Annotated in this window: 19 protein-coding genes; 11 read left to right on the top strand and 8 right to left on the bottom strand. The window is 71.5% G+C overall.

Annotated elements, in window-relative coordinates:
* Nucleotides 1–127 precede the first annotated feature (127 nt).
* Complete coding sequence (locus ACIG36_RS24215) at nt 128–286, top strand: hypothetical protein (protein ID WP_399931465.1); 159 nt, start codon at nt 128–130, stop codon at nt 284–286.
* A complete protein-coding gene (locus tag ACIG36_RS24210; RefSeq protein ID WP_399931463.1) occupies nt 283–1548 on the top strand; it encodes an APC family permease in 1266 nt (421 codons plus the stop codon). The genes ACIG36_RS24215 and ACIG36_RS24210 overlap by 4 nt, the downstream gene beginning before the upstream one ends.
* 217 nt (nt 1549–1765) lie before the next feature.
* On the opposite strand, the gene ACIG36_RS24205 is transcribed toward ACIG36_RS24210, so the two are convergent.
* Nucleotides 1766–2929 (bottom strand): cytochrome P450, encoded by a 1164-nt coding sequence (locus tag ACIG36_RS24205; RefSeq protein ID WP_399931460.1) that lies wholly within the window; start codon nt 2927–2929, stop codon nt 1766–1768.
* A 373-nt stretch (nt 2930–3302) separates the two neighbouring features.
* On the opposite strand from ACIG36_RS24205, the gene ACIG36_RS24200 reads away from it, so the two are divergent.
* On the top strand, nt 3303–3773 hold the full coding sequence (locus ACIG36_RS24200; RefSeq protein WP_399932292.1) for a peptidoglycan-binding protein: 471 nt from the start codon (nt 3303–3305) through the stop codon (nt 3771–3773).
* Between the two features lie 66 nt (nt 3774–3839).
* On the opposite strand, the gene ACIG36_RS24195 is transcribed toward ACIG36_RS24200, so the two are convergent.
* The 5 genes from ACIG36_RS24195 to sdhC form a co-directional block, all read right to left on the bottom strand.
* Entirely contained in the window at nt 3840–4628 is a 789-nt protein-coding gene (locus tag ACIG36_RS24195) for an alpha/beta fold hydrolase (RefSeq protein ID WP_399931457.1), read from the bottom strand.
* Between the two features lie 172 nt (nt 4629–4800).
* Nucleotides 4801–5568, bottom strand: a complete 768-nt coding sequence (locus ACIG36_RS24190) for a succinate dehydrogenase iron-sulfur subunit (protein WP_399931454.1) — start codon at nt 5566–5568, stop codon at nt 4801–4803.
* Nucleotides 5568–7322 (bottom strand): succinate dehydrogenase flavoprotein subunit, encoded by a 1755-nt coding sequence (gene sdhA / locus ACIG36_RS24185; protein ID WP_399931451.1) that lies wholly within the window; start codon nt 7320–7322, stop codon nt 5568–5570. Before sdhA ends, ACIG36_RS24190 begins: the two co-directional genes overlap by 1 nt.
* 32 nt (nt 7323–7354) lie before the next feature.
* Nucleotides 7355–7831 carry a succinate dehydrogenase hydrophobic membrane anchor subunit gene (locus ACIG36_RS24180; RefSeq protein WP_399931448.1) on the bottom strand — a complete coding sequence of 159 codons (477 nt, stop codon included), beginning with the start codon at nt 7829–7831 and terminating at the stop codon, nt 7355–7357.
* 8 nt (nt 7832–7839) lie between these two features.
* A complete protein-coding gene (sdhC, locus tag ACIG36_RS24175; RefSeq protein WP_399931446.1) occupies nt 7840–8220 on the bottom strand; it encodes a succinate dehydrogenase, cytochrome b556 subunit in 381 nt (126 codons plus the stop codon).
* A gap of 311 nt (nt 8221–8531) precedes the next feature.
* Between sdhC and ACIG36_RS24170 the strand changes: the two genes are divergently transcribed.
* The 8 genes from ACIG36_RS24170 to ACIG36_RS24135 all read left to right on the top strand — a co-directional run bounded on the left by ACIG36_RS24170 (nt 8532) and on the right by ACIG36_RS24135 (nt 18366).
* Complete coding sequence (locus tag ACIG36_RS24170) at nt 8532–10178, top strand: glycoside hydrolase family 20 protein (protein WP_399931443.1); 1647 nt, start codon at nt 8532–8534, stop codon at nt 10176–10178.
* A 156-nt stretch (nt 10179–10334) separates the two neighbouring features.
* Nucleotides 10335–12437: a glycosyltransferase gene (locus tag ACIG36_RS24165; protein WP_399931440.1), complete on the top strand. Its 2103-nt coding sequence runs from the start codon at nt 10335–10337 to the stop codon at nt 12435–12437.
* A gap of 119 nt (nt 12438–12556) precedes the next feature.
* The gene (locus ACIG36_RS24160; RefSeq protein WP_399931437.1) at nt 12557–13123 is read left to right on the top strand and encodes a hypothetical protein; all 567 of its coding nucleotides are present in this window, start codon (nt 12557–12559) and stop codon (nt 13121–13123) included.
* 306 nt (nt 13124–13429) lie between these two features.
* Nucleotides 13430–14554 (top strand): DUF4328 domain-containing protein, encoded by a 1125-nt coding sequence (locus ACIG36_RS24155; protein WP_399931434.1) that lies wholly within the window; start codon nt 13430–13432, stop codon nt 14552–14554.
* Nucleotides 14555–14588: 34 nt separating this feature from the next.
* Nucleotides 14589–15236 (top strand): RNA polymerase sigma factor, encoded by a 648-nt coding sequence (locus tag ACIG36_RS24150; RefSeq protein ID WP_399931431.1) that lies wholly within the window; start codon nt 14589–14591, stop codon nt 15234–15236.
* Nucleotides 15236–16300, top strand: coding sequence for a hypothetical protein (locus ACIG36_RS24145; protein WP_399931427.1), 1065 nt, complete (start codon nt 15236–15238; stop codon nt 16298–16300). Before ACIG36_RS24150 ends, ACIG36_RS24145 begins: the two co-directional genes overlap by 1 nt.
* Nucleotides 16301–16481: 181 nt before the next feature.
* The gene (locus ACIG36_RS24140) at nt 16482–18074 is read left to right on the top strand and encodes a methylmalonyl-CoA mutase (protein ID WP_399931424.1); all 1593 of its coding nucleotides are present in this window, start codon (nt 16482–16484) and stop codon (nt 18072–18074) included.
* A 73-nt stretch (nt 18075–18147) separates the two neighbouring features.
* Complete coding sequence (locus tag ACIG36_RS24135) at nt 18148–18366, top strand: hypothetical protein (RefSeq protein WP_399931421.1); 219 nt, start codon at nt 18148–18150, stop codon at nt 18364–18366.
* 15 nt (nt 18367–18381) lie between these two features.
* Here ACIG36_RS24135 and ACIG36_RS24130 read toward each other — a convergent pair whose 3' ends face one another.
* Together ACIG36_RS24130 and ACIG36_RS24125 are read right to left on the bottom strand one after the other, a co-directional pair.
* Nucleotides 18382–18990, bottom strand: coding sequence for a flavodoxin family protein (locus ACIG36_RS24130; RefSeq protein WP_399931418.1), 609 nt, complete (start codon nt 18988–18990; stop codon nt 18382–18384).
* An 18-nt stretch (nt 18991–19008) separates the two neighbouring features.
* Nucleotides 19009–20523: an alpha/beta hydrolase gene (locus tag ACIG36_RS24125; RefSeq protein ID WP_399931415.1), complete on the bottom strand. Its 1515-nt coding sequence runs from the start codon at nt 20521–20523 to the stop codon at nt 19009–19011.
* Nucleotides 20524–20527 lie beyond the last annotated feature (4 nt).

Raw genomic sequence — 20527 nt, 5'->3', positions numbered from 1 at the left:
AGACCGCCCGTCGTGCGCCCGCCCGTGGCAGTCTGAGGGCATGGACCAACATCCGTGGCCTTCTCCCGCCTCGCCGGGTGAGCCGCCGTACTACACGACCGACACGTGCGCGGGCTGTGGGGCTGTCGTGCACGGCATTCACGGCCGGTGGACGTGTGCCGCCTGCGGGGCCTGCAGCCCGTACCAGGAGCCGCCCGAGGGATGGGCCACGGAGATCACCGAAGAAGAGCAGGCCGCCAACACTGTCGGCTACGACGGGGACGGCACCTCGGCGGACCGGGAGTGAGCGGAGGAACGGCCGAGGACGGCACGAGACTGCGGCGGCGTCTGGGGACGACGGACGCGGTGGTCATCGGCCTTGGCGCGATGATCGGCGCCGGTGTCTTCGCCGCCCTCGCCCCGGCCGCCGCCGCTGCCGGATCGGCCCTCCTCGCGGCCCTCGCCCTCGCCGCCCTGGTGGCGTACTGCAACGCCACGTCCTCCGCCCGGCTCGCCGCCCGCTACCCCGCTTCCGGCGGCACCTACGTCTACGGTAGGGAGCGGCTGGGCCCGTTCTGGGGCTACCTGGCGGGGTGGGGCTTCGTGGTCGGCAAGACCGCGTCGTGTGCGGCGATGGCGCTGACGGTCGGTTCGTACGTCTGGCCCGCGCAGGCGCACGCGGTGGCTGTCGGGGCCGTGGTGGCGCTGACGGTGCTCAACTGTGCGGGCGTCCAGAAGTCCGCGTGGCTCACACGCCTGATCGTGGCGGTGGTGCTGGCCGTCCTCACCGCTGTCGTAGTTCTGTGCCTGACCGGAACCGGAACCGGAACCGGCATCACCGGCGGCGAGGGCGCCGACTGGGGCGGCGTGCCGCAGGCGGCAGGATTGCTGTTCTTCGCTTTCGCCGGGTACGCGCGCGTGGCGACGCTGGGGGAGGAGGTCCGCGACCCGGCGCGGACCATTCCGCGGGCGATTCCGCTGGCGCTGGGCATCACCCTGGTGGTGTACGTGGCGGTGGCCGTCGCCGTCCTGTCCGTACTGGGCCCGGATCGGCTCGCCCGTTCCGCCGCGCCGCTCGCGGAGGCCGTCACCGCCGCCGGTGCCGCGTGGTCGGCGCCGGTGGTGCGGGCGGGGGCGGCGGTCGCGGCGCTCGGTTCGCTGCTGGCGCTGATCCTCGGCGTCTCCCGGACCACGCTCGCCATGGCCCGGGACCGGCACCTGCCGCACGCGCTGGCCGCCGTCCATCCGCGCTTCGGCGTTCCGCAGCGGGCCGAGATCGCCGTCGGCGCGGTCGTCGCGGTGCTCGCCGGGACGGCCGATCTGCGCGGGGCGATCGGGTTCTCGTCGTTCGGCGTGCTCGTCTATTACGCCATCGCCAACGCCGCCGCCTGGACCCTCAGCCCGGCCGAGGGCCGCCCGCCGCGTGCCGTCCCGGTCGTGGGCCTGATGGGCTGTCTGCTGCTGGCCTTCACCCTGCCGGCCGGTTCGGTCGTCGCCGGGTCGGCGGTGCTGGCGGCGGGGGCGGCCGTCTACGCCGTACGGAACACCGCGCGGAACGCCGCGCCCTGAGGCCGCGCGGCGCCCGGCCGCGGTCGGACGTCGCCATATGCGACGGACACTCCAAGAAGGAGCTCTGGCAAGTGACCTGCACGCCCTGTCGTGCGGCGTGCAGGTCACCTCAATTGGTGCTGTATCAACCAGCGATGTACCAGTTCATTCCGACGAAGTACCAGTCGTACGCCGGCGTGTTCTTGACGACGCGGCGAATAACAGCGATCACGGTCGTTCACCTCCTTCCCTTGTGCGCGGGTCTCCACCGGGTTGTGGTGGTGCGGTGGAGAGCGAAGGGCCGACAGATGGCGGCGTTGGTCACGAACGGGCGCAGGTCGCCGCCCGTGACGGTCAGGCGTGCACGGTTGGCGAGGGCGGCCACGGCATCGGTGATCATCGCCTGCGCGACGGCCGCGCCGGCGCAGGTGAACGGGCCGGTGCTGAAGGGAAGGTAGGGGCCGTGTTCACCCGGTTCGGCCCAGCGGGCGGGCCGGAACAGGCCGGGCAGCGTCCAGCGGTCCTCGTCGTGGTGCAGGAGGTAGGGGCTGACGGACAGGATCGCGCCGCGCTGGAAGGGCACCCCGGCGAATTCGGTGGGGCGTGGTACCGAGCGGCCGACCATCCAGACCACCGGACGGTGCCGTGCGGCCTCGCGGACGATCCAGTCGGCGGGCCATGGCCACGAGGAATCCGGTGTGCTGTGGAGGCAGGCCAGCAGGAGCGACCATGCCACCGAGTGGCCGACAGTTCCCACGATCGACAGGAACATCAGCAAGTACAGGTCTGCCAGCGCATCACTGGTGATCTCGTCGGGGCACGCGCGGATCAGAAGATCCAGCAGGTCTCGTGGCTCGCCGGCGGGAATGCCCTCCTTTCGGCGGGCCGTCACTTCCTCGATCACGGCCGGCTTCAGTTTCGGGCGCCGCATTTCCACCCGTGCGCGCTGCCACATGTGGGGCGCGCGGATCAACGTGCCGACGCGTACGGCCTGTTCCATCGACGAACGCAACGTCGGCGAGGCATGGGGATACAGCAGCAGATCCGCCGTGGACCGGTACACGAGCACCGTCCCGGTTGCCGGCCACCGACTGACGGCGGGCATTTCGGCCACTGCCCTGGCCATGTTGTCCCGGTACTCGGGCATACGCGCGCGCACCAGGTTGCGTACAGCGTGACCGAAGTCGACCTGGGCGGAACGTGAGGGCAACAGGTCGCCGAAGAAAGGGGCCATCCCCTTGTTGAAGGCCGGATCGCGCAGCACCGCGAGTGCCAGTTCCGAATCGCCGACGCACCAGGCGCCCCACGGAAGCCGGAACACGCCTGACGGACTGCGGCGGGAGAACTCCTCGACGAACCCCAGCGGATCCCGGCGGAATCTGAGCATCTCCACCATGCTCATCGAGCACCTCCCTGGCCGTTCGCCAGGCGCTGTCCAGCACAACCGACGGGCCGTTCAGGCCCACTGATTGGAAAGTTCCGCTTTTTTCATGCCATTGGGTAGCGTTTCGGCGCGACACCACCCGCATGGCCCAACGTTTCTCATGCTGCGCTGAGCTCGAAACGGTCCGGAATACCACGAGAGTTGTACAACCACTGCCGCTACCACGGCTGATGGAGACGGATGCCGGTTGTCGGCTTCGCGAGGGTCAACTCAGCGGTTGACGACGGCCGGACGGCCCACGGATAGCTTCTGTTCGTGACATCGACGCGACGGACGAACGATCGCGTGCGAGTCGCGTCGAGTGCCGCCCACGACCCCGAAGAGGAACGAAATGCGACCGAATGTTGTGACGAGGACTCTCGTCAGTGTCACCACCGTCGTCGGAATCGCCGCCGGAACCCTGGCCGGTGCGGGCGCCGCCTTCGCGGCGGAGCCGGCCGCGAAGCCGGCGGTGAGCGCCGAGGCCGCCGTCCCGTTCGCGGTGGTCAACCTCGGGCTGAATGCCGATGAAGCCAGGAAGGTGCAGGACTGGCTGAGGAAGCACCACGGGTACACCGGCGAGCGTGACGGGAAACTGGGCACCGAGAGCTGGAAGGCGTTTCAGCGCGGCCTCAAGAAGCACTGGGGTTACACCGGCGAAATCGACGGAATAGTCGGAAGCGGAACGGTGAAGGCGCTGCAGCGGCTGCTGAAGACCCACTGGGGTTACACCGGCGAGATCGACGGTGATGCCGGATCGGGAACCAAGGCCGCGTTCAAGCGGTTCGCGAACGGGAAGCCGGGCTTCGACTCCCGAAGCTGACCGCTGCCGAGCGGCGCGCTGCCCCTGACCGCGCGCCGCTCGACCGCTGCACCACCTGACACCGCCTCACAATCCGTGCCGCCCCAGGAAGTCCGTGATCAGCTTCTCCCACTCCTCCGGCCGCTCGGCCATCGGTACATGGCCCGTGTCGATCTCGGCGTACTCGGCGCCGGCGATGTGGTCCGCCAGGTAACGGGAGTTGGCGGGGGAGACGAGGGTGTCCTGGAGCGGGGCGATGACCAGGGTGGGGACGGAGATGCCCGCGAGGTCGCCGGTGGTGTCGGCGGTGCGGACGGCGCCCGCCTGCTCGGACGCGCCGGCCGGGACGCCCGCGGCGAGCAGGTCGAGGAACGCGCCGACCTGCTCGCGCGGCACGGCGTTGTAGAACGTCTCGCTGAAGCCGGACAGCGCGACGAAGCGGGCGAAGGCCTGCAGGTCGCCGTCGGCCAGCAGCTTCTGCCAGAGGTCGAGCGAGGCCAGGGTCCGGTTGTCCGGACGGGCCAGTCCGGCCGTGAGCACCAGCCCCCGCACCCGCTCGGGGTGGCGGGCGGCGGCCCGTACCGAGACCAGCGTCCCCAGCGAGTACCCGATCAGCGTGAACGTCTCGAGCCCGGCCCGGTCCGCCTCCGCGACGATCGCGTCGGCGAGGGCGTCCGCGGTGAGCTCGCCCGTCACGCGCGGGGTGCCGCCCGAGCCGGGGTAGTCGGGGGCGACGACGGTGTGGCGGGCGGCCAGGGCCGGAAGGATCGGCGCGTAGTTGCCCTCGATGCTGCCGCCCGCGCCGTGCGCGAGGAGCAGGCCGGGGCCGGAGCCGGTGACCGTGGTGGACAGTGCGGGAATCTGCGTCTGCGTCATGGGCACGAGGTTGCCGCATGACATCAATGTCAAGGTCAAGTCCCACCGGTACCCGGTACCCGGTACCCGGTAGAACACGGCGAGGGCCCGCTTCCCACCCGAAGGTGGGAAGCGGGCCCTCGCCGTGAATGCCGAACGGCCGAACGACCCGAAGGCCGAACGATCCGAAGGGTCAGAAGCGCCGGGTGATCAGCGCTCGCTTGACCTCCTGGATCGCCTTGGTGACCTCGATGCCACGCGGGCAGGCGTCCGTGCAGTTGAAGGTCGTGCGGCAGCGCCACACGCCGTCCTTGTCGTTCAGGATCTCCAGGCGCTGCTCGCCCGCCTCGTCACGCGAGTCGAAGATGAAGCGGTGCGCGTTGACGATCGCCGCCGGGCCGAAGTACTGGCCGTCGTTCCAGAACACCGGGCACGAGGACGTGCACGCGGCGCACAGGATGCACTTGGTGGTGTCGTCGAAGCGCTCGCGGTCCTCGGCGGACTGCAGGCGCTCGCGCGTCGGCTCGTTGCCCTTGGTGATCAGGAAGGGCATGACGTCGCGGTACGCCTGGAAGAACGGCTCCATGTCGACCACGAGGTCCTTCAGGACCGTCAGGCCCTTGATGGGCTCGACCGTGATCGGCTTGGCGGGGTTGATGTCCTTGATCAGCGTCTTGCACGCGAGGCGGTTCTTGCCGTTGATGCGCATCGCGTCGGAGCCGCAGATGCCGTGCGCGCAGGAGCGACGGAAGGTCAGCGACCCGTCCAGGTCCCACTTGATCTTGTGGAGACCGTCGAGGACGCGCTCCTTCGGGTCGATCTCGACCTCGAAGTCCTGCCAGGTGGCCTCGGCGGAGACCTCCGGGTTGAACCGGCGGATGCGGAAGGTGACCGTGATGTACGGCGAGACCTCCGAGGCCGAGGCCCCGGCGTCGGCCTTCTCGAGAGTCGGGGTAGCCATCAGTACTTACGCTCCATCGGCTGGTAGCGGGTCTGGACGACCGGCTTGTAGTCGAGGCGGATCGAGTCCTTGCCGTCCTCGTCGACCTCGCGGTACGCCATGGTGTGGCGCATGAAGTTGACGTCGTCGCGGTTGGGGTAGTCCTCGCGGTAGTGACCACCGCGGGACTCCTTGCGCGCGAGCGCGGACACGGCCATCACCTCGGCCAGGTCGAGCAGGTTGCCCAGCTCGATGGCCTCCAGAAGGTCCGTGTTGAAGCGCTTGCCCTTGTCCTGGACGGACACGTTCTTGTAGCGCTCGCGCAGCTCGGCGATCTTCTCGACGGCCGTCTTGATGGTCTGCTCGGTGCGGAAGACCATGACGTTGGCGTCCATGGTCTCCTGCAGCTCCTTGCGCAGCTGGGCGACCCGCTCCTTGCCCGTGGAGGCGCGCAGGTTCTCGACCTGGTCGACGACGAGCTGCGCCGGGTCCTCCGGCAGCTCGACGAAGTCGGCCTTCTGCGCGTACTCCGCGGCGGCGATGCCGGCGCGGCGGCCGAAGACGTTGATGTCGAGCAGCGAGTTGGTGCCCAGGCGGTTGGCGCCGTGCACCGAGACGCAGGCGACCTCGCCGGCGGCGTACAGGCCGGGGACGACGGTGTCGTTGTCGGCCAGCACCTCGCCCTCGACGTTGGTCGGGATGCCGCCCATGGCGTAGTGCGCGGTGGGCTGGATCGGGATCGGGTCCGTGTAGGGCTCGATGCCCAGGTACGTCCGCGCGAACTCGGTGATGTCCGGGAGCTTGGCGTCCAGCTGCTCCGGCGGCAGGTGGGTGAGGTCGAGGTAGACGTGGTCGCCCTCGGGACCGCAGCCGCGGCCCTCGCGGATCTCCGTGTAGATGGAGCGCGAGACGACGTCACGGGACGCGAGGTCCTTCATGACCGGCGCGTACTTCTCCATGAAGCGCTCGCCGTCCTTGTTGCGGAGGATGCCGCCCTCACCGCGGGCGCCCTCCGTCAGCAGGATGCCCATGCGCCAGATGCCCGTCGGGTGGAACTGGAAGAACTCCATGTCCTCCAGGGGCAGGCCGCGGCGGTAGCAGGCGGCCTGGCCGTCACCGGTCAGGGTGTGGGCGTTGGACGTCACCTTGAAGAACTTGCCGGTGCCGCCGGAGGCGTAGATGACCGACTTGGCCTGGAAGACGTGGATCTCGCCGGTGGCCAGCTCGTAGGCGACCACACCGGCCGACTTCTTGACGCCGTCGACCTCGGTGATCAGCTGGTCGAGGACGTAGAACTCGTTGAAGAACTCCACGCCCTCCTTGACGCAGTTCTGGTACAGCGTCTGGAGGATCATGTGGCCGGTGCGGTCCGCGGCGTAGCAGGACCGGCGGACCGGGGCCTCGCCGTGGTTACGGCTGTGACCGCCGAAGCGGCGCTGGTCGATGGTGCCGTCCGGGGTGCGGTTGAACGGCAGGCCCATCTTCTCGAGGTCGAGGACCGCGTCGATGGCCTCCTTCGCCAGGATCTCGGCGGCGTCCTGGTCGACCAGGTAGTCGCCGCCCTTGATCGTGTCGAAGGTGTGCCACTCCCAGTTGTCCTCCTCGACGTTCGCGAGGGCGGCGGCCATGCCGCCCTGGGCGGCGCCGGTGTGGGAGCGGGTGGGGTAGAGCTTGGTGAGCACCGCGGTGCGGCTGCGCTTGGTCGACTCGATGGCCGCGCGCATGCCGGCACCGCCGGCGCCGACGATGACCGTGTCGTACTTGTGAATCTTCATGAGTGGGTTACCTCAGTCCCTCAGCCCGTGGCCTAGCGGATGTTCGGGTCGAAGGTGAAGATCACCAGCGTGCCCAGCAGGACGGTGAACACCGTGGCGGTGTACAGCAGCATCTTCAGCCAGAAGCGGGTGTTGTCCCGTTCCGCGTAGTCGTTGATGACCGTACGCAGGCCGTTCGCGCCGTGCAGCATGGCGAGCCAGAGCATGATCAGGTCCCAGGCCTGCCAGAACGGCGAGGCCCAGCGGCCGGCCACGAAGGCGAAGCCGATCTTGCTGACGCCGCCGTCGAGGACGAGCTGGATCAGCAGGTGGCCGAGCACCAGGACGACGAGCACGATGCCGGACAGGCGCATGAACAGCCAGCCGTACAGCTCGAAGTTCGTGCGGGTCGACTTCGGGGTCTTCTTGGTGCGCTTGCGCGGCGCCTCGATGACCGGAGCCGGGTTGTCGACGTCGTACAGCGACACGTCGCCGGCGTCGCTCACGGCGGGGGTGGTTTCAGCGGACATCTCGCGTCTCAGCTCCCGAACAGCGTGCGCAGCGTGTGCTGGAGCACGGGGTAGAAGGCGCCTGCCATCAGTACGGCCCAGACACCGACCACGGACCAGAGCATCTGCTTCTGGTAGCGCGGTCCCTTGGACCAGAAGTCCACGGCGATGACCCGCAGGCCGTTGAGCGCGTGGAAGAGGATGGCGGCCACGAGGCCGTACTCCATCACGTTGACGATGGGCGTCTTGTACGTCGCGACGACGTCGTCGTACGCCTCGGGCGAGACGCGGACGAGAGCGGTGTCGAGGACGTGCACGAACAGGAAGAAGAAAATGAGGACGCCGGTGACTCGGTGAGCCACCCACGACCACATGCCTTCCCGGCCGCGGTACAGCGTTCCAGCCGGCACGGAAAACCCTCCGGGAGCGGGGATTGGGGCTGGCCGCCAGTCTTCTACCCAATAGGACTGCACTGTCGGTCGGGCCCGGCCGGGTACGGTCCACCGGCCCTGGCCATCGTAGCGACGCCTTGTCGGTTCGGTCCCCCGGGGTGGGCAGGTGTGATCAAACAGGCACGTACGGCCTAGGCCTCCTGGTCCACGCCGGGAACCTTGTCCGGAAAGTACCGGCGTGTCCGGTTGCGACATGGGGGTACTGGGGAGGAAAAGCAATATCTTCGCCCTTAAAGCACCTTGAAGGCGCTAAAGAGGAGGTTTGCTCCATGGGACGGACGCAAGGCCCCGCAAGGATCTCCCGCGCTTCGGCCATTCGGGGGACCGTGGCCGCCTGCGCCCTCCTGGCGACCATGACCCTCATGGGCTGTCCCCGCGACGGCTCCGGCGACCGCCCCGGACGCGACGACGCCCGCTCCGCCCAGGCGTCCGACGCCCCCTCCTCCGTCTCCCCGGGCGCCCCCGCCGCCACCCCGCGCGCGCCCGTCCCGCCCGGCAAGCCCGCCACCGTCCCCTCCGTACGCACCTACAACCAGCGCCCCGGCCCCGGCTGGCGGCCCGCGCCCGGCGCCCGCGTCGTCGCCGACCCCCAGGGGCCCGCCGCCGACGAGGCCCGCAGGCTCGCCGCCGACCTCCGGCTGACCACCGCCGCCGGGCCCGCCCGCGCCGGCGACGTCGAGCTGGCCGTGCGCGAGGGCCAGACCGGCGGCCCCGAGTCCTACGAGCTGGCCGTCCAGGGCGGCCGCGCCACCGTGACCGCGCCGGACGACGCGGGCGTCTTCTACGGCACCCGCACCCTCGTCCAGGCCGTGCGCACCGCGGGCGGCCTGCCCGAGGGGGTCCTGCGCGACGGCCCCGACCGGCCGCAGCGCGGCCTCAACCTCGACATCGCCCGCAAGCACTTCAGCGCGGGCTGGATCGAGGCCCGGCTGCGCGAGATGGCCGACCTCAAGCTCAACCAGCTCGGCCTGCACTTCTCCGACGACCAGGGCTTCCGCATCGAGTCCTCCTCGCACCCCGAGGTCGTCTCCCCGCAGCACCTGACCAAGGCCGAGCTGCGCCGCATCGTCGACCTCGGCCGCGCCCTGCACATCACCGTCGTCCCCGAGATCGACTCGCCCGGCCACCTCGGGGCCGTCATGGCCGCCCACCCCGCCCTCCAGCTGCGCGACGCCTCCGGCAGGGCCGCCCGGGGTGCCGTCGACGTCGCCAATCCGCAGTCCGCCCGCATCGTCGACGACCTGATCCGCGAGTTCGCGCCCCTCTTCCCCGGCCCCTGGTTCCACCTGGGCTCCGACGAGTACCAGGCGCTGATGGCGAGGAACCCCGAGGCCTCCTACCCGGCGCTGGCCCGGCTGGCCCTGCAGAAGTACGGCCCCCGCGGCCGCGTGCAGGACCTGGCGACGGGCTGGCTCAACGAGCGGGCGGCGCTCGTGCGCTCCTTCGGCAAGACGCCCAAGGCCTGGAACGACGGATTCTTCCGGGGCGGGGTCATCGCGCCCGACAAATCCATCCAAGTCGAGTACTGGACGGGCAAGGAACTCGGGGCGCGTCCTCCCCAGGAGTACCTGAACGAGGGACGCACGGTCGTCAACCTCAACGACGAGTACCTCTATTACGTACTCGGCGAGCCCAACCAGTTCCGCTACCCCACCGGCGAGCGCATCTACCGGCAGTGGTCCCCGGCCGTGCTGCGCGGCACCGAGCCCGTCCCCACCGGGCCCACCGGCGCCGACCGGGTGCCCGGCGGCCGGCTCGCCGTGTGGTGCGACCGGCCCGCCGCCCAGAGCGCCGAGCAGGTCGCCGCGGGCATCCGGCTGCCGCTGGCCGCCGTGGCCCAGCGGCTGTGGGACCCGGCCGTACCGCAGCGGACATGGGCCGATTTCTCCGCTTTGGCCGGTCGCGTGCGCCGCTGAGCCGAAGGGCCCGGCCCGACGCATCGGACGCGTCCCAGGAGATGCCCTAACCTCCGGATGTGAAGCTTGCGGAGCGCAACGCGGCGCACTCGCGGCTGTACGGCGGTGTGCGCGCCCGCGCGCCGCGCCTGGAACGCGCACTTGAACGAGGGCCCGATGAAGATCGAATTCCTGCTGCACAACGCGTATGGCATCGGCGGCACCATCCGCTCGACCGTCAACCTCGCCGCCGCCCTCGCCGACCGGCACGACGTACGGATCATCAGCGTCAACCGGCCCGTGGACGAGCCCGAGCTGGCCATCGACCCCCGGGTGCGCCTGACCCCCCTCGTCGACCTGCGCGAGGGCACCGAGCACGACGAGCACGAGGACCCCCTCAACCAGCAGCCCAGCGAGCTCTTCCGGGACGAGCGCATCGACAACGGCCGCATGGCCGCCACGGCCCTGACCGACCACCGCGTCGCCGCCCACCTCGCCGTCACCGACGCCGACGTCGTCATCGCCACCCGCCCCAAGCTCATCGGCTACCTCGCCCGCTACGGCGCCGACCGCCCCTACCTGCGCCTGGGCCAGGAACACCTCACCCACGAGGCCCACGTACCCGAGCTGCACGCCGTGATGGACCCGGCGATCGCCGCCCTCGACGCCTTCGCCACCGTCTCCGAGGCCGACGCCGGCCACTACCGCGACGCCCTGCCCGGCGCCCACGCCCGCATCCTCTCCATCCCCAACGCCGTCCCCGCCCCGGCCGCCGCCCCCTCCGACGGCACGTCGAGGACGATCGTCTCCGCCGGCCGCCTGGTCGGCGTCAAGCGCTACGACCGCCTCATCGCCGCCTTCGCCAAGGTCGCCGGCGAACGCCCCGACTGGAACCTGCGCATCTACGGCCGCGGCCCCGCCAAGCCCAAGCTGCGCAAGCAGATCGAGCAGCTGGGCCTCTACGAGCGCATCACGCTCATGGGCGCCCGCTCGCCCATCGAGACCGAATGGTCCAAGGGCGCCGTCGCCGCCGTCGCCTCCGACGCCGAGTCCTTCGGCATGACGATCGTCGAGGCCATGCACGCCGGGCTGCCCGTCATCGCCACCGACTGCCCCTACGGTCCTCGCGAGATCCTGACCGACGGCACGGACGGCCTGCTGGTGCCGCTCGACGACTCCGACGCCGTCGACGCCTACGCCGACGCCCTGCTCAGGCTCACCGGCGACGCCGAGCTGCGCGCGAGGCTGGGCGCGGCCGCCCGTAACTCCGCACACCGGTACGAACCGTCCGCCATCGCCCAGCGCTACGAGGAGCTGTTCGAGGAACTGCGGCCCGGCATCATCGCCGAAACCGCCGGAGCGGCGAAGAAGGGCGGGCTGAAGGGCGGTCTCCTGCGCGGCCTGCTCGGGGTCGGCCGCAAGGAGCGCCGGCCCGCAGCCCCCGCCCCGCAGGGCGACGTCACCCACCCGGACGCCCGCTGCGCGGTCGACGCCGACGGCTCCCTGCTCGTCCGCCTGCGCGCCGAGCAGCTGACCGCCGCCGACACCCACGTCCTGCTGCGCCACCGGGGCAGCAAGGGCAAGGAGGCGGTGCGGGTGCCGCTGCCGCCGCAGCGGCCCCAGCCGGGCCAGTGGGTCGAGGCCCGCATCGAGCGCGGCGCGCACGTCATGTCCGAGGGCCGCTGGGACACCTACGTCGAACGCTCCGGCGACAAGTCGCGGCGCCGGCTGGCGGCCGTGCTCGTCGAGCAGAAGGCCCTGCTCGGCCTGCCCCTCCAGCAGACGGACAAGGGTGTGTCCGCCTGGGTGCCCTACGGGACCAGCGACGGCTTCCTGGCCGTCCGCACCTGGCTGCGCCCCCACCACGTCGAGGCGGTGGAGGTGCGGGTGAGCGAGGACGGGACGATGGTCACCCTCGCGGCCGCCGGGCACACGACGCTGGCCGAGGGCGCCGAACTGATCGCCCGTCTGCGCGGCGGCGACGGCGAGACCGGCGACGTCCGGGCGCCCGTCGAGAACGGCACCGGCTTCCTGCCGCACGAGCCGATGAGCCGCCGGGTCCGCACCGAGGAGGAGCAGGACCTGTGGGACCTGTACGTCCGCCCGGCGGCCGGTGCCGCGCTGGTGCGCCTCGGCCGTCTGGCGGGCGACTTCGCCGACCGCAAGGGCATCGACACCTTCCCGGCGGTGACGCGCGGGGCGGTGCGCCTGCGTCCGTACTTCACGGTGACGAACGATCTGACGGTGACGGTGAAGGACGTGGAGAGCGACGACGCGTGACGAGGTCCGCCGGCCGACCGTGGCTGGTGTGACGCAAGAGAAGCCTGGCGCGCTGTAAGACCCAGAGCCGTTTGTTTCGCGGACAGAAAAAGTCAGAAACAGACAGAGGGAGAGCGCTCATGGGCTTCTGGGGCTACTTATTAGTCGGCCGGGGCGGCGACCGGGCACTCGCCGAGTGTCCGGTCCTCGCCTCGGACCGCGGGTGTCCGGGACCGGATCGCACGGTCCGCACGGTCCGCACCTTCGCCGGTGGCTGGCGGCTGTGGACGCACCCCGGCCCGCCCGAGCCCGCCGGAGTGGACGCGCTGGTGCGCGCGCTCGCCGACGAGACCGGCGCACCGGCACTGGCCGCCTACGTCATGGAGAGCGACTGCGCGGTCATCGGCGGCACACACCGGCCGGGCGATGATGCCGACGACGCCGGCTGGTCGGCCTGCCTGGGCCGCACCCCGCTCGCCCGCTACATGGCCGACACCGAACTCGGCCTGGACGAACTCTTCCCCACCCCCGAGGCGGCGGCCGCCCACTGCGCCGCCTGGGCGGCGGCGGCCGGACACGCGGCGGATGCGGACGAACTGGCGGGAGTACTGGCCGCCGACCCCGAGCCGCTGGTCGAGAACCTCTTCCACGAACTGCTCGCGCGGCTGGGGATGGTGGAGACGGTGGAGCAGCCGGCCGATCGGTAGCCGGTCGGTGAGGCTGACCGTGATGCGGTACGGACGGAGGCCGGCCGGGGCCGCCACCCCCCACAGGAGAGGCCCCGGCCGCCCGTCCGCTGCGAACCCTGGTGAGGCACGCACTTCCTACAGCGCCGGGAATCGAAAATTCGTCACACCGAGGCAAACGCCGGGGCGAAGACCGGTTCACCCACGAGTGATACCGATGGGTAGGCGCAGGCCGGCGGCGGTGTCGGCGGGGCCGCGTAGTATCACCCGCTCGTAGACGTTTTCCCTGCGGCCGGGATCCGGGCCGTCACCCTGGGGGTCAGACAGATGTATCCGTGCGGTCAGTGCCGCGCCACCGCTGTGGGACCGGACGGCCGGTGCGCCGCGTGCGGCGCGTACCAGCAGCCGGCCCAGCAGCAGCCGGCGGCACCGGCGTACCCGTACCCGGCCGCCGGGGCGCCGACGGCGGCACCGATGGCCGCGCCGACGGGGATGCCGATGGCCCCACCGATGGGGATGCCCGTGCCGATGCCGGTCGGCGGGGTCGACCTGCGGCGTGGTGTCCGGATCGCCGTGATCGTGCTGCTCGGCGCGTCGGTCCTGGTGTCCCTGCTGTCGCTCGCGGCGATCGGGCAGCAGCGCAGCGCGATCCAGGCGATGCTCGACGAGGGCATCTCGCAGGCCACGATGGACAAGGCCGACGCGGCGGACGACTTCGACCTGGCGATGACCGTCGTCGGCGCCCTCATCGGCATCGTCACGGCGGTGCTGTGGGTCATCTGGTTCCGCCGGACCCGGCTCAACGCCGAGGTCTTCGCGCCCGGCACGCACCGTTTCGGCAGCGGCTGGGCGGTGGGCTCGTGGTTCACGCCGGTCGTCAGCCTCTGGTTCCCCAAGCAGATGGCGAACGACATCTACCGGGCCAGTGCCCCGGCCGGACCGCAGAGCGCGCCCAAGGGGCTGCTCAACGCGTGGTGGACGCTGTGGATCGCGTCGACCGTCGTCAGCTTCGTCGGCATGGGCATGGAGGCGACGACGAAGGCGGACGCCAAGCAGAAGTTCCGGTCCGGCACGCTCGACCGCACCGGCTGGGAGGACGCGGCGGACGGGCTGAAGAACGCCCTCACCATCAGCGGGCTGGCGATGCTGCTGGGTGCGGCCGCCGGAGTCCTCGCCATCCTCGTCGTGCGGCAGCTGACGCAGATGCAGGAGCAGCGCGCGGTGGCCGGTCCGCCGGCCGCCGCCCCGCCCATGGGTGGTGGGACGCCGTACGGCGGGATGCCGTACGGGGCTGCGCCCTACGGTGGGATGCCGTACGGGGCTGCTCCGGGTGTGCCGGGTGCCCCGGGCATGCCGGGCGGTGCCCCGGCTCAGGGCTGGTCGGCGCCGTACGGTCCGCCGGGCGCGCAGCCCCCGCAGAATCCTTTCGGCAGCGGGCCGGCAGGCTCCTGAACCATGGGCACGGTGCGTGGTGCAGGATGAGAGCGTGCAGGGGGACGACGCTGAGCTGACCGTCGCGGTGCGCGCGGCACAGGGTGGGGACGAGACGGCATTCCGCATGGTCTACCGGGCCGTGCATCCCCGCCTCCTCGGGTACGTGCGCACGCTGGTCGGCGACGCCGAAGCGGAGGACGTGGCCTCGGAGACGTGGCTGCAGATAGCCCGCGACATCGAGCGGTTCACCGGTGACGCCGACCGGTTCCGCGGCTGGGCGGCCCGTATCGCCCGCAACCGCGCGCTCGACCACATACGCATGCGCGGCAGGCGACCGGCCATCGGCGGCGACGAGAGCGAACTCGCGAGCCGGGCCGCCGACGCGGACACCGCCGGAGAGGCCTTGGAGGCCCTCGGCACCGGGCAGACCTTTGCCCTCATCGCCCAGCTCCCGCAGGACCAGGCGGAGGCCGTCGTGCTGCGCGTGGTCGTCGGCCTCGACGCCAAGAGCGCGGCCGGAGTGCTGGGCAAGCGCCCCGGCGCGGTGCGCACCGCCGCGCACCGCGGCCTGCGCCGACTGGCCGAACTGGTCGGCGGCGACACGACTCCCGGACAGCGGCAGCCACGTACCGGCACGAGCGGATCGAACGCTTCTGCCGGTGTGACGCAATTGCGCGCGCGGACGCAGAAGGACATGTGATGGCGGACGACCACCGGTACGACTGGCTGGATGACGACGCCGTGGAGCGGCTGCTGCGCGGCGGTTCCGTCGCCGGTCACGGCAGCGAGAACGACATGGGCGGCGACAACGCCGATAAGGACGCGGCGGACGCCGGGATCGTGGCCGAACGGCTCGAGGCGGCGCTCCGTTCCCTCGCCGTCCCCGCGCCCGTTTCCGGGCCCGTTTCCGATGATGTCCCGCTGCCCGGCGAGGAGGCCGCGGTAGCGGCATTCCGCGCAGCGCGCGCATCGTCGGCGCCTACGCCGGCATCGGCGGCTTCGCCGGCTGCCGGCAGGACCGTCGGTGCCATCCGCTCGTTCCTGAACCGCCCCATGAGAACCGTGCTGGCGCTCACCCTGGCCGGCTGTGCGGTGGGCGGCGTCGCGGTCGCCGCCGGTGCGGGCGTCCTGCCCAGCCCCTTCGGCCGCGCCGCCAAGGCACCGAACCCTTCCAAGAGCGTGGTCGCCGCCGACGGGTCGGGCACCCGGACGCTCGGCCCCGACAGCCCGTACTCCGGCGCCACCCCCGCCCCCGGCGCGACCGAGGGCAGGCGCCCCGGCGAGAGCCCGCAGCCGCACGGCTCCGGCAAGCCCGGCAAGGGCGCCCCCTCCGCGCCCGGCGGCAAGGAGACCGGCCCCGGCCGCTCCTCGGCGACCCCGGGCACCGGCACCGACGGCGGCAGGACCAGCGGCACCGGCAAGGGCGAGGAGAGCACCGGCAGCACCGGCCAGACCTGGGCCGCCCGCCTGTGCCGCGAGTTCCTGACGAACGGAAAGCGGCTGCCCGGCGGCAAGGGCCTCGACGAGGAGGGGCTGCGCACCCTCGAGCGCAGCGCCGGCGAGGGCGCGGCGGCCGTCCGCACGTACTGCGAGCGGCTGCTGGGCGCCCTCGACGGCGACGAACAGGACGACTCCCTGGGCGGCGCCGACGGCGACAAGCGGGACATTCCACGCCTCCCGCGCTCCCGCAGCCGCCTGCACACGAGCACCCCGGACCCCCTGTCGGCCACTGGTGTGACGTTTTCGGGGACACCGGCGCTGTAGGGAGTGAGCCGACTGGTCATCGGCTGCGCACGAGCCGGAGTTCCCCCCATACCGTCGGCTCTGCGCATCGGCGCGGGCGGGGCTCTTCCCCCGGCTCTGCCCGCGCCCCCCACTCCTCGCCCCTCCGCGGCGCTACAGTCCGAAGCGGAGGTTCCGCCAAGGAGCGCGCGGGAGGCACCCCATGACCGAGCCCCGGTCGACCGAATCCGGACCGCCCATCGAGCCCGTCTACCGCCCCGAAGCCCTCGCCGGCTGGGATCCCGCCGAGAAGCTCGGCGAGCCGGGCGCGTATCCGTACACGCGGGGCGTGTACCCCACGATGTACACCGGCCGCCCCTGGACCATGCGCCAGTACGCGGGCTTCGGCACCGCCGCCGAGTCCAACGCCCGCTACCGGCAGCTCATCGAGCACGGCTCGCACGGCCTGTCCGTCGCCTTCGACCTGCCCACCCAGATGGGCCACGACTCTGACGCGCCGATCGCGAGCGGTGAGGTCGGCAAGGTCGGCGTGGCCGTCGACTCCGTCGACGACATGCGGGTCCTCTTCGACGGCATCCCGCTCGACGAGGTCTCCACCTCCATGACCATCAACGCTCCGGCGGCACTGCTGCTGTTGCTGTACCAGCTGGTGGGGGAGGAACAGGGGGTGCCCGGCGAGCGGCTGACGGGCACCATCCAGAACGACGTGCTCAAGGAGTACATCGCCCGCGGCACATACATCTTCCCGCCGAAGCCCTCGCTGCGGCTGACCGCCGACATCTTCCGGTACTGCCGGGCCGAGGTCCCCCGCTGGAACACCATCTCCATCTCCGGCTACCACATGGCCGAGGCCGGCGCCTCGCCCGCGCAGGAGATCGCCTTCACGCTGGCGGACGGCATCGAGTACGTCCGCACGGCCGTGGCGGCGGGCATGGAGGTCGACGACTTCGCGCCGCGGCTGTCGTTCTTCTTCGTCTCGCGCACCACGCTGCTGGAGGAGGTCGCCAAGTTCCGGGCGGCCCGGCGCATCTGGGCACGGGTGATGCGCGAGGAGTTCGGTGCGCGCAACCCCAAGTCGCTGATGCTGCGCTTCCACACGCAGACGGCGGGCGTGCAGCTCACGGCCCAGCAGCCGGAGGTGAACCTGGTGCGCGTCGCCGTGCAGGGCCTGGCGGCGGTACTGGGCGGCACGCAGTCGCTGCACACCAATTCCTTCGACGAGGCGATCGCCCTGCCGACGGACAAGGCCGCCCGCCTGGCACTGCGCACACAGCAGGTGCTGGCCTACGAGACGGACGTGACGGCGACGGTCGACCCGTTCGCCGGCTCCTATGTGGTCGAGTCGCTGACGGACGCGGTCGAGGAGGCGGCCCTCGACCTGATGCGGCGGGTCGAGGACCGCGGTGGTGCCGTGGCGGCCATCGAGCAGGGCTTCCAGAAGGCCGAGATCGAGCGCAACGCGTACCGGATCGCGCAGGAGACGGAGACCGGCGAACGCGTGGTCGTGGGCGTCAACCGCTTCCAGCTGGCGGAGGAGGAGCCGTACGAGCCGCTGCGCGTGGACCCGCTCATCGAGGTCCGGCAGCGGGAACGGCTGGCCCGGCTGCGGGAGGAACGGGACGGGCGCGCGGTGGCGGCGGCGCTGGGCGAGCTGAGGAAGACGGCGGAGGGGACGGGGGAGGGGAATGTTCTCCATCCGATGAAGGACGCGCTACGGGCGCGGGCCACGGTGGGAGAGGTGTGCGGGGCGCTGCGGGAGGTGTGGGGCTCGTACGAGCCGACGGAGGCGTTCTGACGGAAGCCTCCTGGCGCAGGCATTCCGATGGGAGCGTGCTGGGCTGTCGGTGGGGTGGGGGACACTGGGAGGTATGTCCTCACCCCGCCGCGCCTGCCCCGTATGCACCCGAGAGATCGCGGTCGTCGGCGGCCGCTTCGCCCGCCACGACCCGCCGGGCCGCCGCCCCGCGTTCTCGTACGAGCTGGTCTCCTGCCCCGGCTCGCGCCGCTCGGCGCCGCTGCTGGCGACGGAGCCGCGGCTGTTCGACCCGGAGGAGCCGCCGATGGACGGGCAGCAGCAGCTGTTCTGACCGCTGCCGCTACCGCTACCCGGCGAAGAAGGTCTTGGCGGCGGTGAGGGCGGTGGTGTCGGCGTGTATGTCGCCGGGCCGGTTGCCGTGGCCGATCAAGCCGCCGCCCCAGCGCATGCCCATGAACTCGGCGGAGAGGCGGAGCGTTCCGAGCAGGGGGTCGGCCTTCGACGAGTCGTCGTGGCTGATCGCGGTGACCGCCCACATGGTCTTGCCGCGCATCCCGGCCTTGAACCGCAGCTCCTCGCGCAGCTGCAGCCACCCGGCCCAGTAGTCGAGGTAGAGCTTGGTGTCGGCCGAGACCGAGTACCAGTAGAGCGGTGAGGCGATGACGAGGTCGGTGGCCTCGAGGGTGGCGTCGAGGAGCAGCCGTTCGTTGCCGGTGGGGAGAGGACGGTCGCCGGTGTGCCGGACGTCGTCGAAGGCGGGCAGCGGGACGTCGCGCAGCCGCAGCCACCGCTGCTCCACGTTCGGGGGGAGCTGGGCGGCGGCCTGGCGGGCGAGGGTCTCGGTGTTGCCGTCGTGGCGGGCGCTGCCGAGGAGGAAGAGGAACTTCCGGTTGGTGCCGGGCTGTTCAGGATCGTACGTGTCGTTCGTGTTGTTCGTTTCGTTCGCGTCGGTCATGACCGCGTACAACTGCGATCACTTCGTGTCCATTCCGGCTGCGGTGCAGAGGACGTCGCGGGCGGGACGCCGACCGGTGGTGAGGAACTCGGTGACGGCGCCGTCGCCGCACGCGTTGCCGCCGCCGAGGTAGGCGCCGTGGCCCCCGGCGTCGACCGAGACCATCCGCGCCCGGTCGCCGAACGCCTCGCGCATCTTCAGCGCGCCGCGGTGCGGGGTGGCGGGGTCGCGCAGGTTCTGCACCATGAGGACGTTGGACGGGCCCTCGGACGTGATGCGGGTGGGCTTGTCGGTGGGGTCGTACGGCCAGAAGGTGCAGGGCGTCACGTTCACCGGCATGCCGGCCGTGAGCGGGTGCCGGGCACGGTCGACGGCCACGTCACGGGCGTAGTCGGGGAGCGAGCGCGGCCAGCGCACGTCGTTGCAGAGCACACCGAACTGGACGGCGGCCTCGGTCGACGAGACGCGCAGGGGCTGGAAGGGGAGGGGCCGGTCACCGGCCGCGCGGGCGGCGACGATCTGCTCGGCGAGACGCGGGAAGGCGTTGTCGTTGTACAGCGCCATCTGAAGCGCCTGGCGGAGCCGGTTGCCGGTCAGCTGGTCCGTACCGTCGGCAGCGCGCTCGGGGACGCGGTCGAGCTTCGCGGCGAGGGAGAGGAACAGCGGCCGTACGTCCTCGGGCCGCTCCGCGACGCGGTGCTTTGCGTCGCGGGCGGGGTCGGCGGCCCACTTGGCGAAGTCCGGGAACCGGTCGTCGGCCGCGCCCGACATGTTCGCCAGCCAGCCGCGCTCGACGCGGCGCGGGTCGGGGTCACCGTTGCTGTCGAGAACCCAACGGTCGGTGCGGGTGGGGTACTTCTGCGCGTACACGGCCCCGACGTACGTACCGTACGAGGAGCCCCAGGCGGACAGCTTGTCCTCGCCGAGCGCCTGACGGAAGCGGTCGATGTCGCGGACCTCGTTGGCGGTGGAGAACGAGCGGATGGTCTCACCGCCGTTGCGGGCACAGGCCTCGGCGATGCGGCGCGACCGGGTGACGTTCTCACCGATGCCACCGTCGGGCTCCGGCCAGGCGCGCAGGTGCGTGATCTCGAGGTCGTCCTCGCCGAGCTTGCAGTCGGCCTTCGTGCTGCCGCCGACGCCACGCGGGTCGAGGGAGACGATGTCGTAGGCGCCGCGCGTCTCCTTGCGCAGTTCCTCCCCCTTCCTGGCCAGCTTCTCGTTGCCGGAGCTGCCGGGCCCGCCGGCTATGACGAGCAGCGTGCCGCGCCGGGCGTCGGGCCGGTCGGTACGGAGGCGGGAGACGGCGAGGTCGAGGTGGGGGCCGCCGGGCTTGCGGTAGTCGAGGGGGACGGGGAGGGAGGCGCACTCGATGGCCGAGCCGGGTTGGCAGGGCTTCCAGGTGAGGGCGGGTGCGGCAGGTCCTGCGGCCTGTGCCGGGGCGGCGAGGCCGGCGGCCACGGCGGCGGTGGAGAGGGTGAGCAGAAGGGCTTTGCGCTTGGTGAGAGATGCGGTAAGTGCGGTAAGTGCCATGGGA

The organism is Streptomyces sp. NPDC053048 (assembly GCF_044547045.1).
Classification (GTDB): domain Bacteria; phylum Actinomycetota; class Actinomycetes; order Streptomycetales; family Streptomycetaceae; genus Streptomyces.
The sequence above is the reverse complement of the archived record's forward strand: the minus strand, read 5'-3'. Positions and strand labels throughout refer to the sequence as shown.

What these genes read in the sequence shown, in the direction of transcription:
- ACIG36_RS24165 (WP_399931440.1), top strand. Translation starts at nt 10,335, where the DNA reads ATGAAGATCGAATTCCTGCTGCACAACGCGTATGGCATCGGCGGCACC.
- ACIG36_RS24200 (WP_399932292.1), top strand. Translation starts at nt 3,303, where the DNA reads ATGCGACCGAATGTTGTGACGAGGACTCTCGTCAGTGTCACCACCGTC.
- sdhA (WP_399931451.1), bottom strand. Translation starts at nt 7,322, where the DNA reads ATGAAGATTCACAAGTACGACACGGTCATCGTCGGCGCCGGCGGTGCC.
- ACIG36_RS24130 (WP_399931418.1), bottom strand. Translation starts at nt 18,990, where the DNA reads ATGACCGACGCGAACGAAACGAACAACACGAACGACACGTACGATCCT.
- ACIG36_RS24195 (WP_399931457.1), bottom strand. Translation starts at nt 4,628, where the DNA reads ATGACGCAGACGCAGATTCCCGCACTGTCCACCACGGTCACCGGCTCC.
- ACIG36_RS24170 (WP_399931443.1), top strand. Translation starts at nt 8,532, where the DNA reads ATGGGACGGACGCAAGGCCCCGCAAGGATCTCCCGCGCTTCGGCCATT.
- ACIG36_RS24180 (WP_399931448.1), bottom strand. Translation starts at nt 7,831, where the DNA reads ATGTCCGCTGAAACCACCCCCGCCGTGAGCGACGCCGGCGACGTGTCG.
- ACIG36_RS24190 (WP_399931454.1), bottom strand. Translation starts at nt 5,568, where the DNA reads ATGGCTACCCCGACTCTCGAGAAGGCCGACGCCGGGGCCTCGGCCTCG.
- ACIG36_RS24205 (WP_399931460.1), bottom strand. Translation starts at nt 2,929, where the DNA reads ATGAGCATGGTGGAGATGCTCAGATTCCGCCGGGATCCGCTGGGGTTC.
- ACIG36_RS24125 (WP_399931415.1), bottom strand. Translation starts at nt 20,523, where the DNA reads ATGGCACTTACCGCACTTACCGCATCTCTCACCAAGCGCAAAGCCCTT.
- ACIG36_RS24135 (WP_399931421.1), top strand. Translation starts at nt 18,148, where the DNA reads ATGTCCTCACCCCGCCGCGCCTGCCCCGTATGCACCCGAGAGATCGCG.
- ACIG36_RS24155 (WP_399931434.1), top strand. Translation starts at nt 13,430, where the DNA reads ATGTATCCGTGCGGTCAGTGCCGCGCCACCGCTGTGGGACCGGACGGC.
- ACIG36_RS24160 (WP_399931437.1), top strand. Translation starts at nt 12,557, where the DNA reads ATGGGCTTCTGGGGCTACTTATTAGTCGGCCGGGGCGGCGACCGGGCA.
- ACIG36_RS24145 (WP_399931427.1), top strand. Translation starts at nt 15,236, where the DNA reads ATGGCGGACGACCACCGGTACGACTGGCTGGATGACGACGCCGTGGAG.
- ACIG36_RS24140 (WP_399931424.1), top strand. Translation starts at nt 16,482, where the DNA reads ATGACCGAGCCCCGGTCGACCGAATCCGGACCGCCCATCGAGCCCGTC.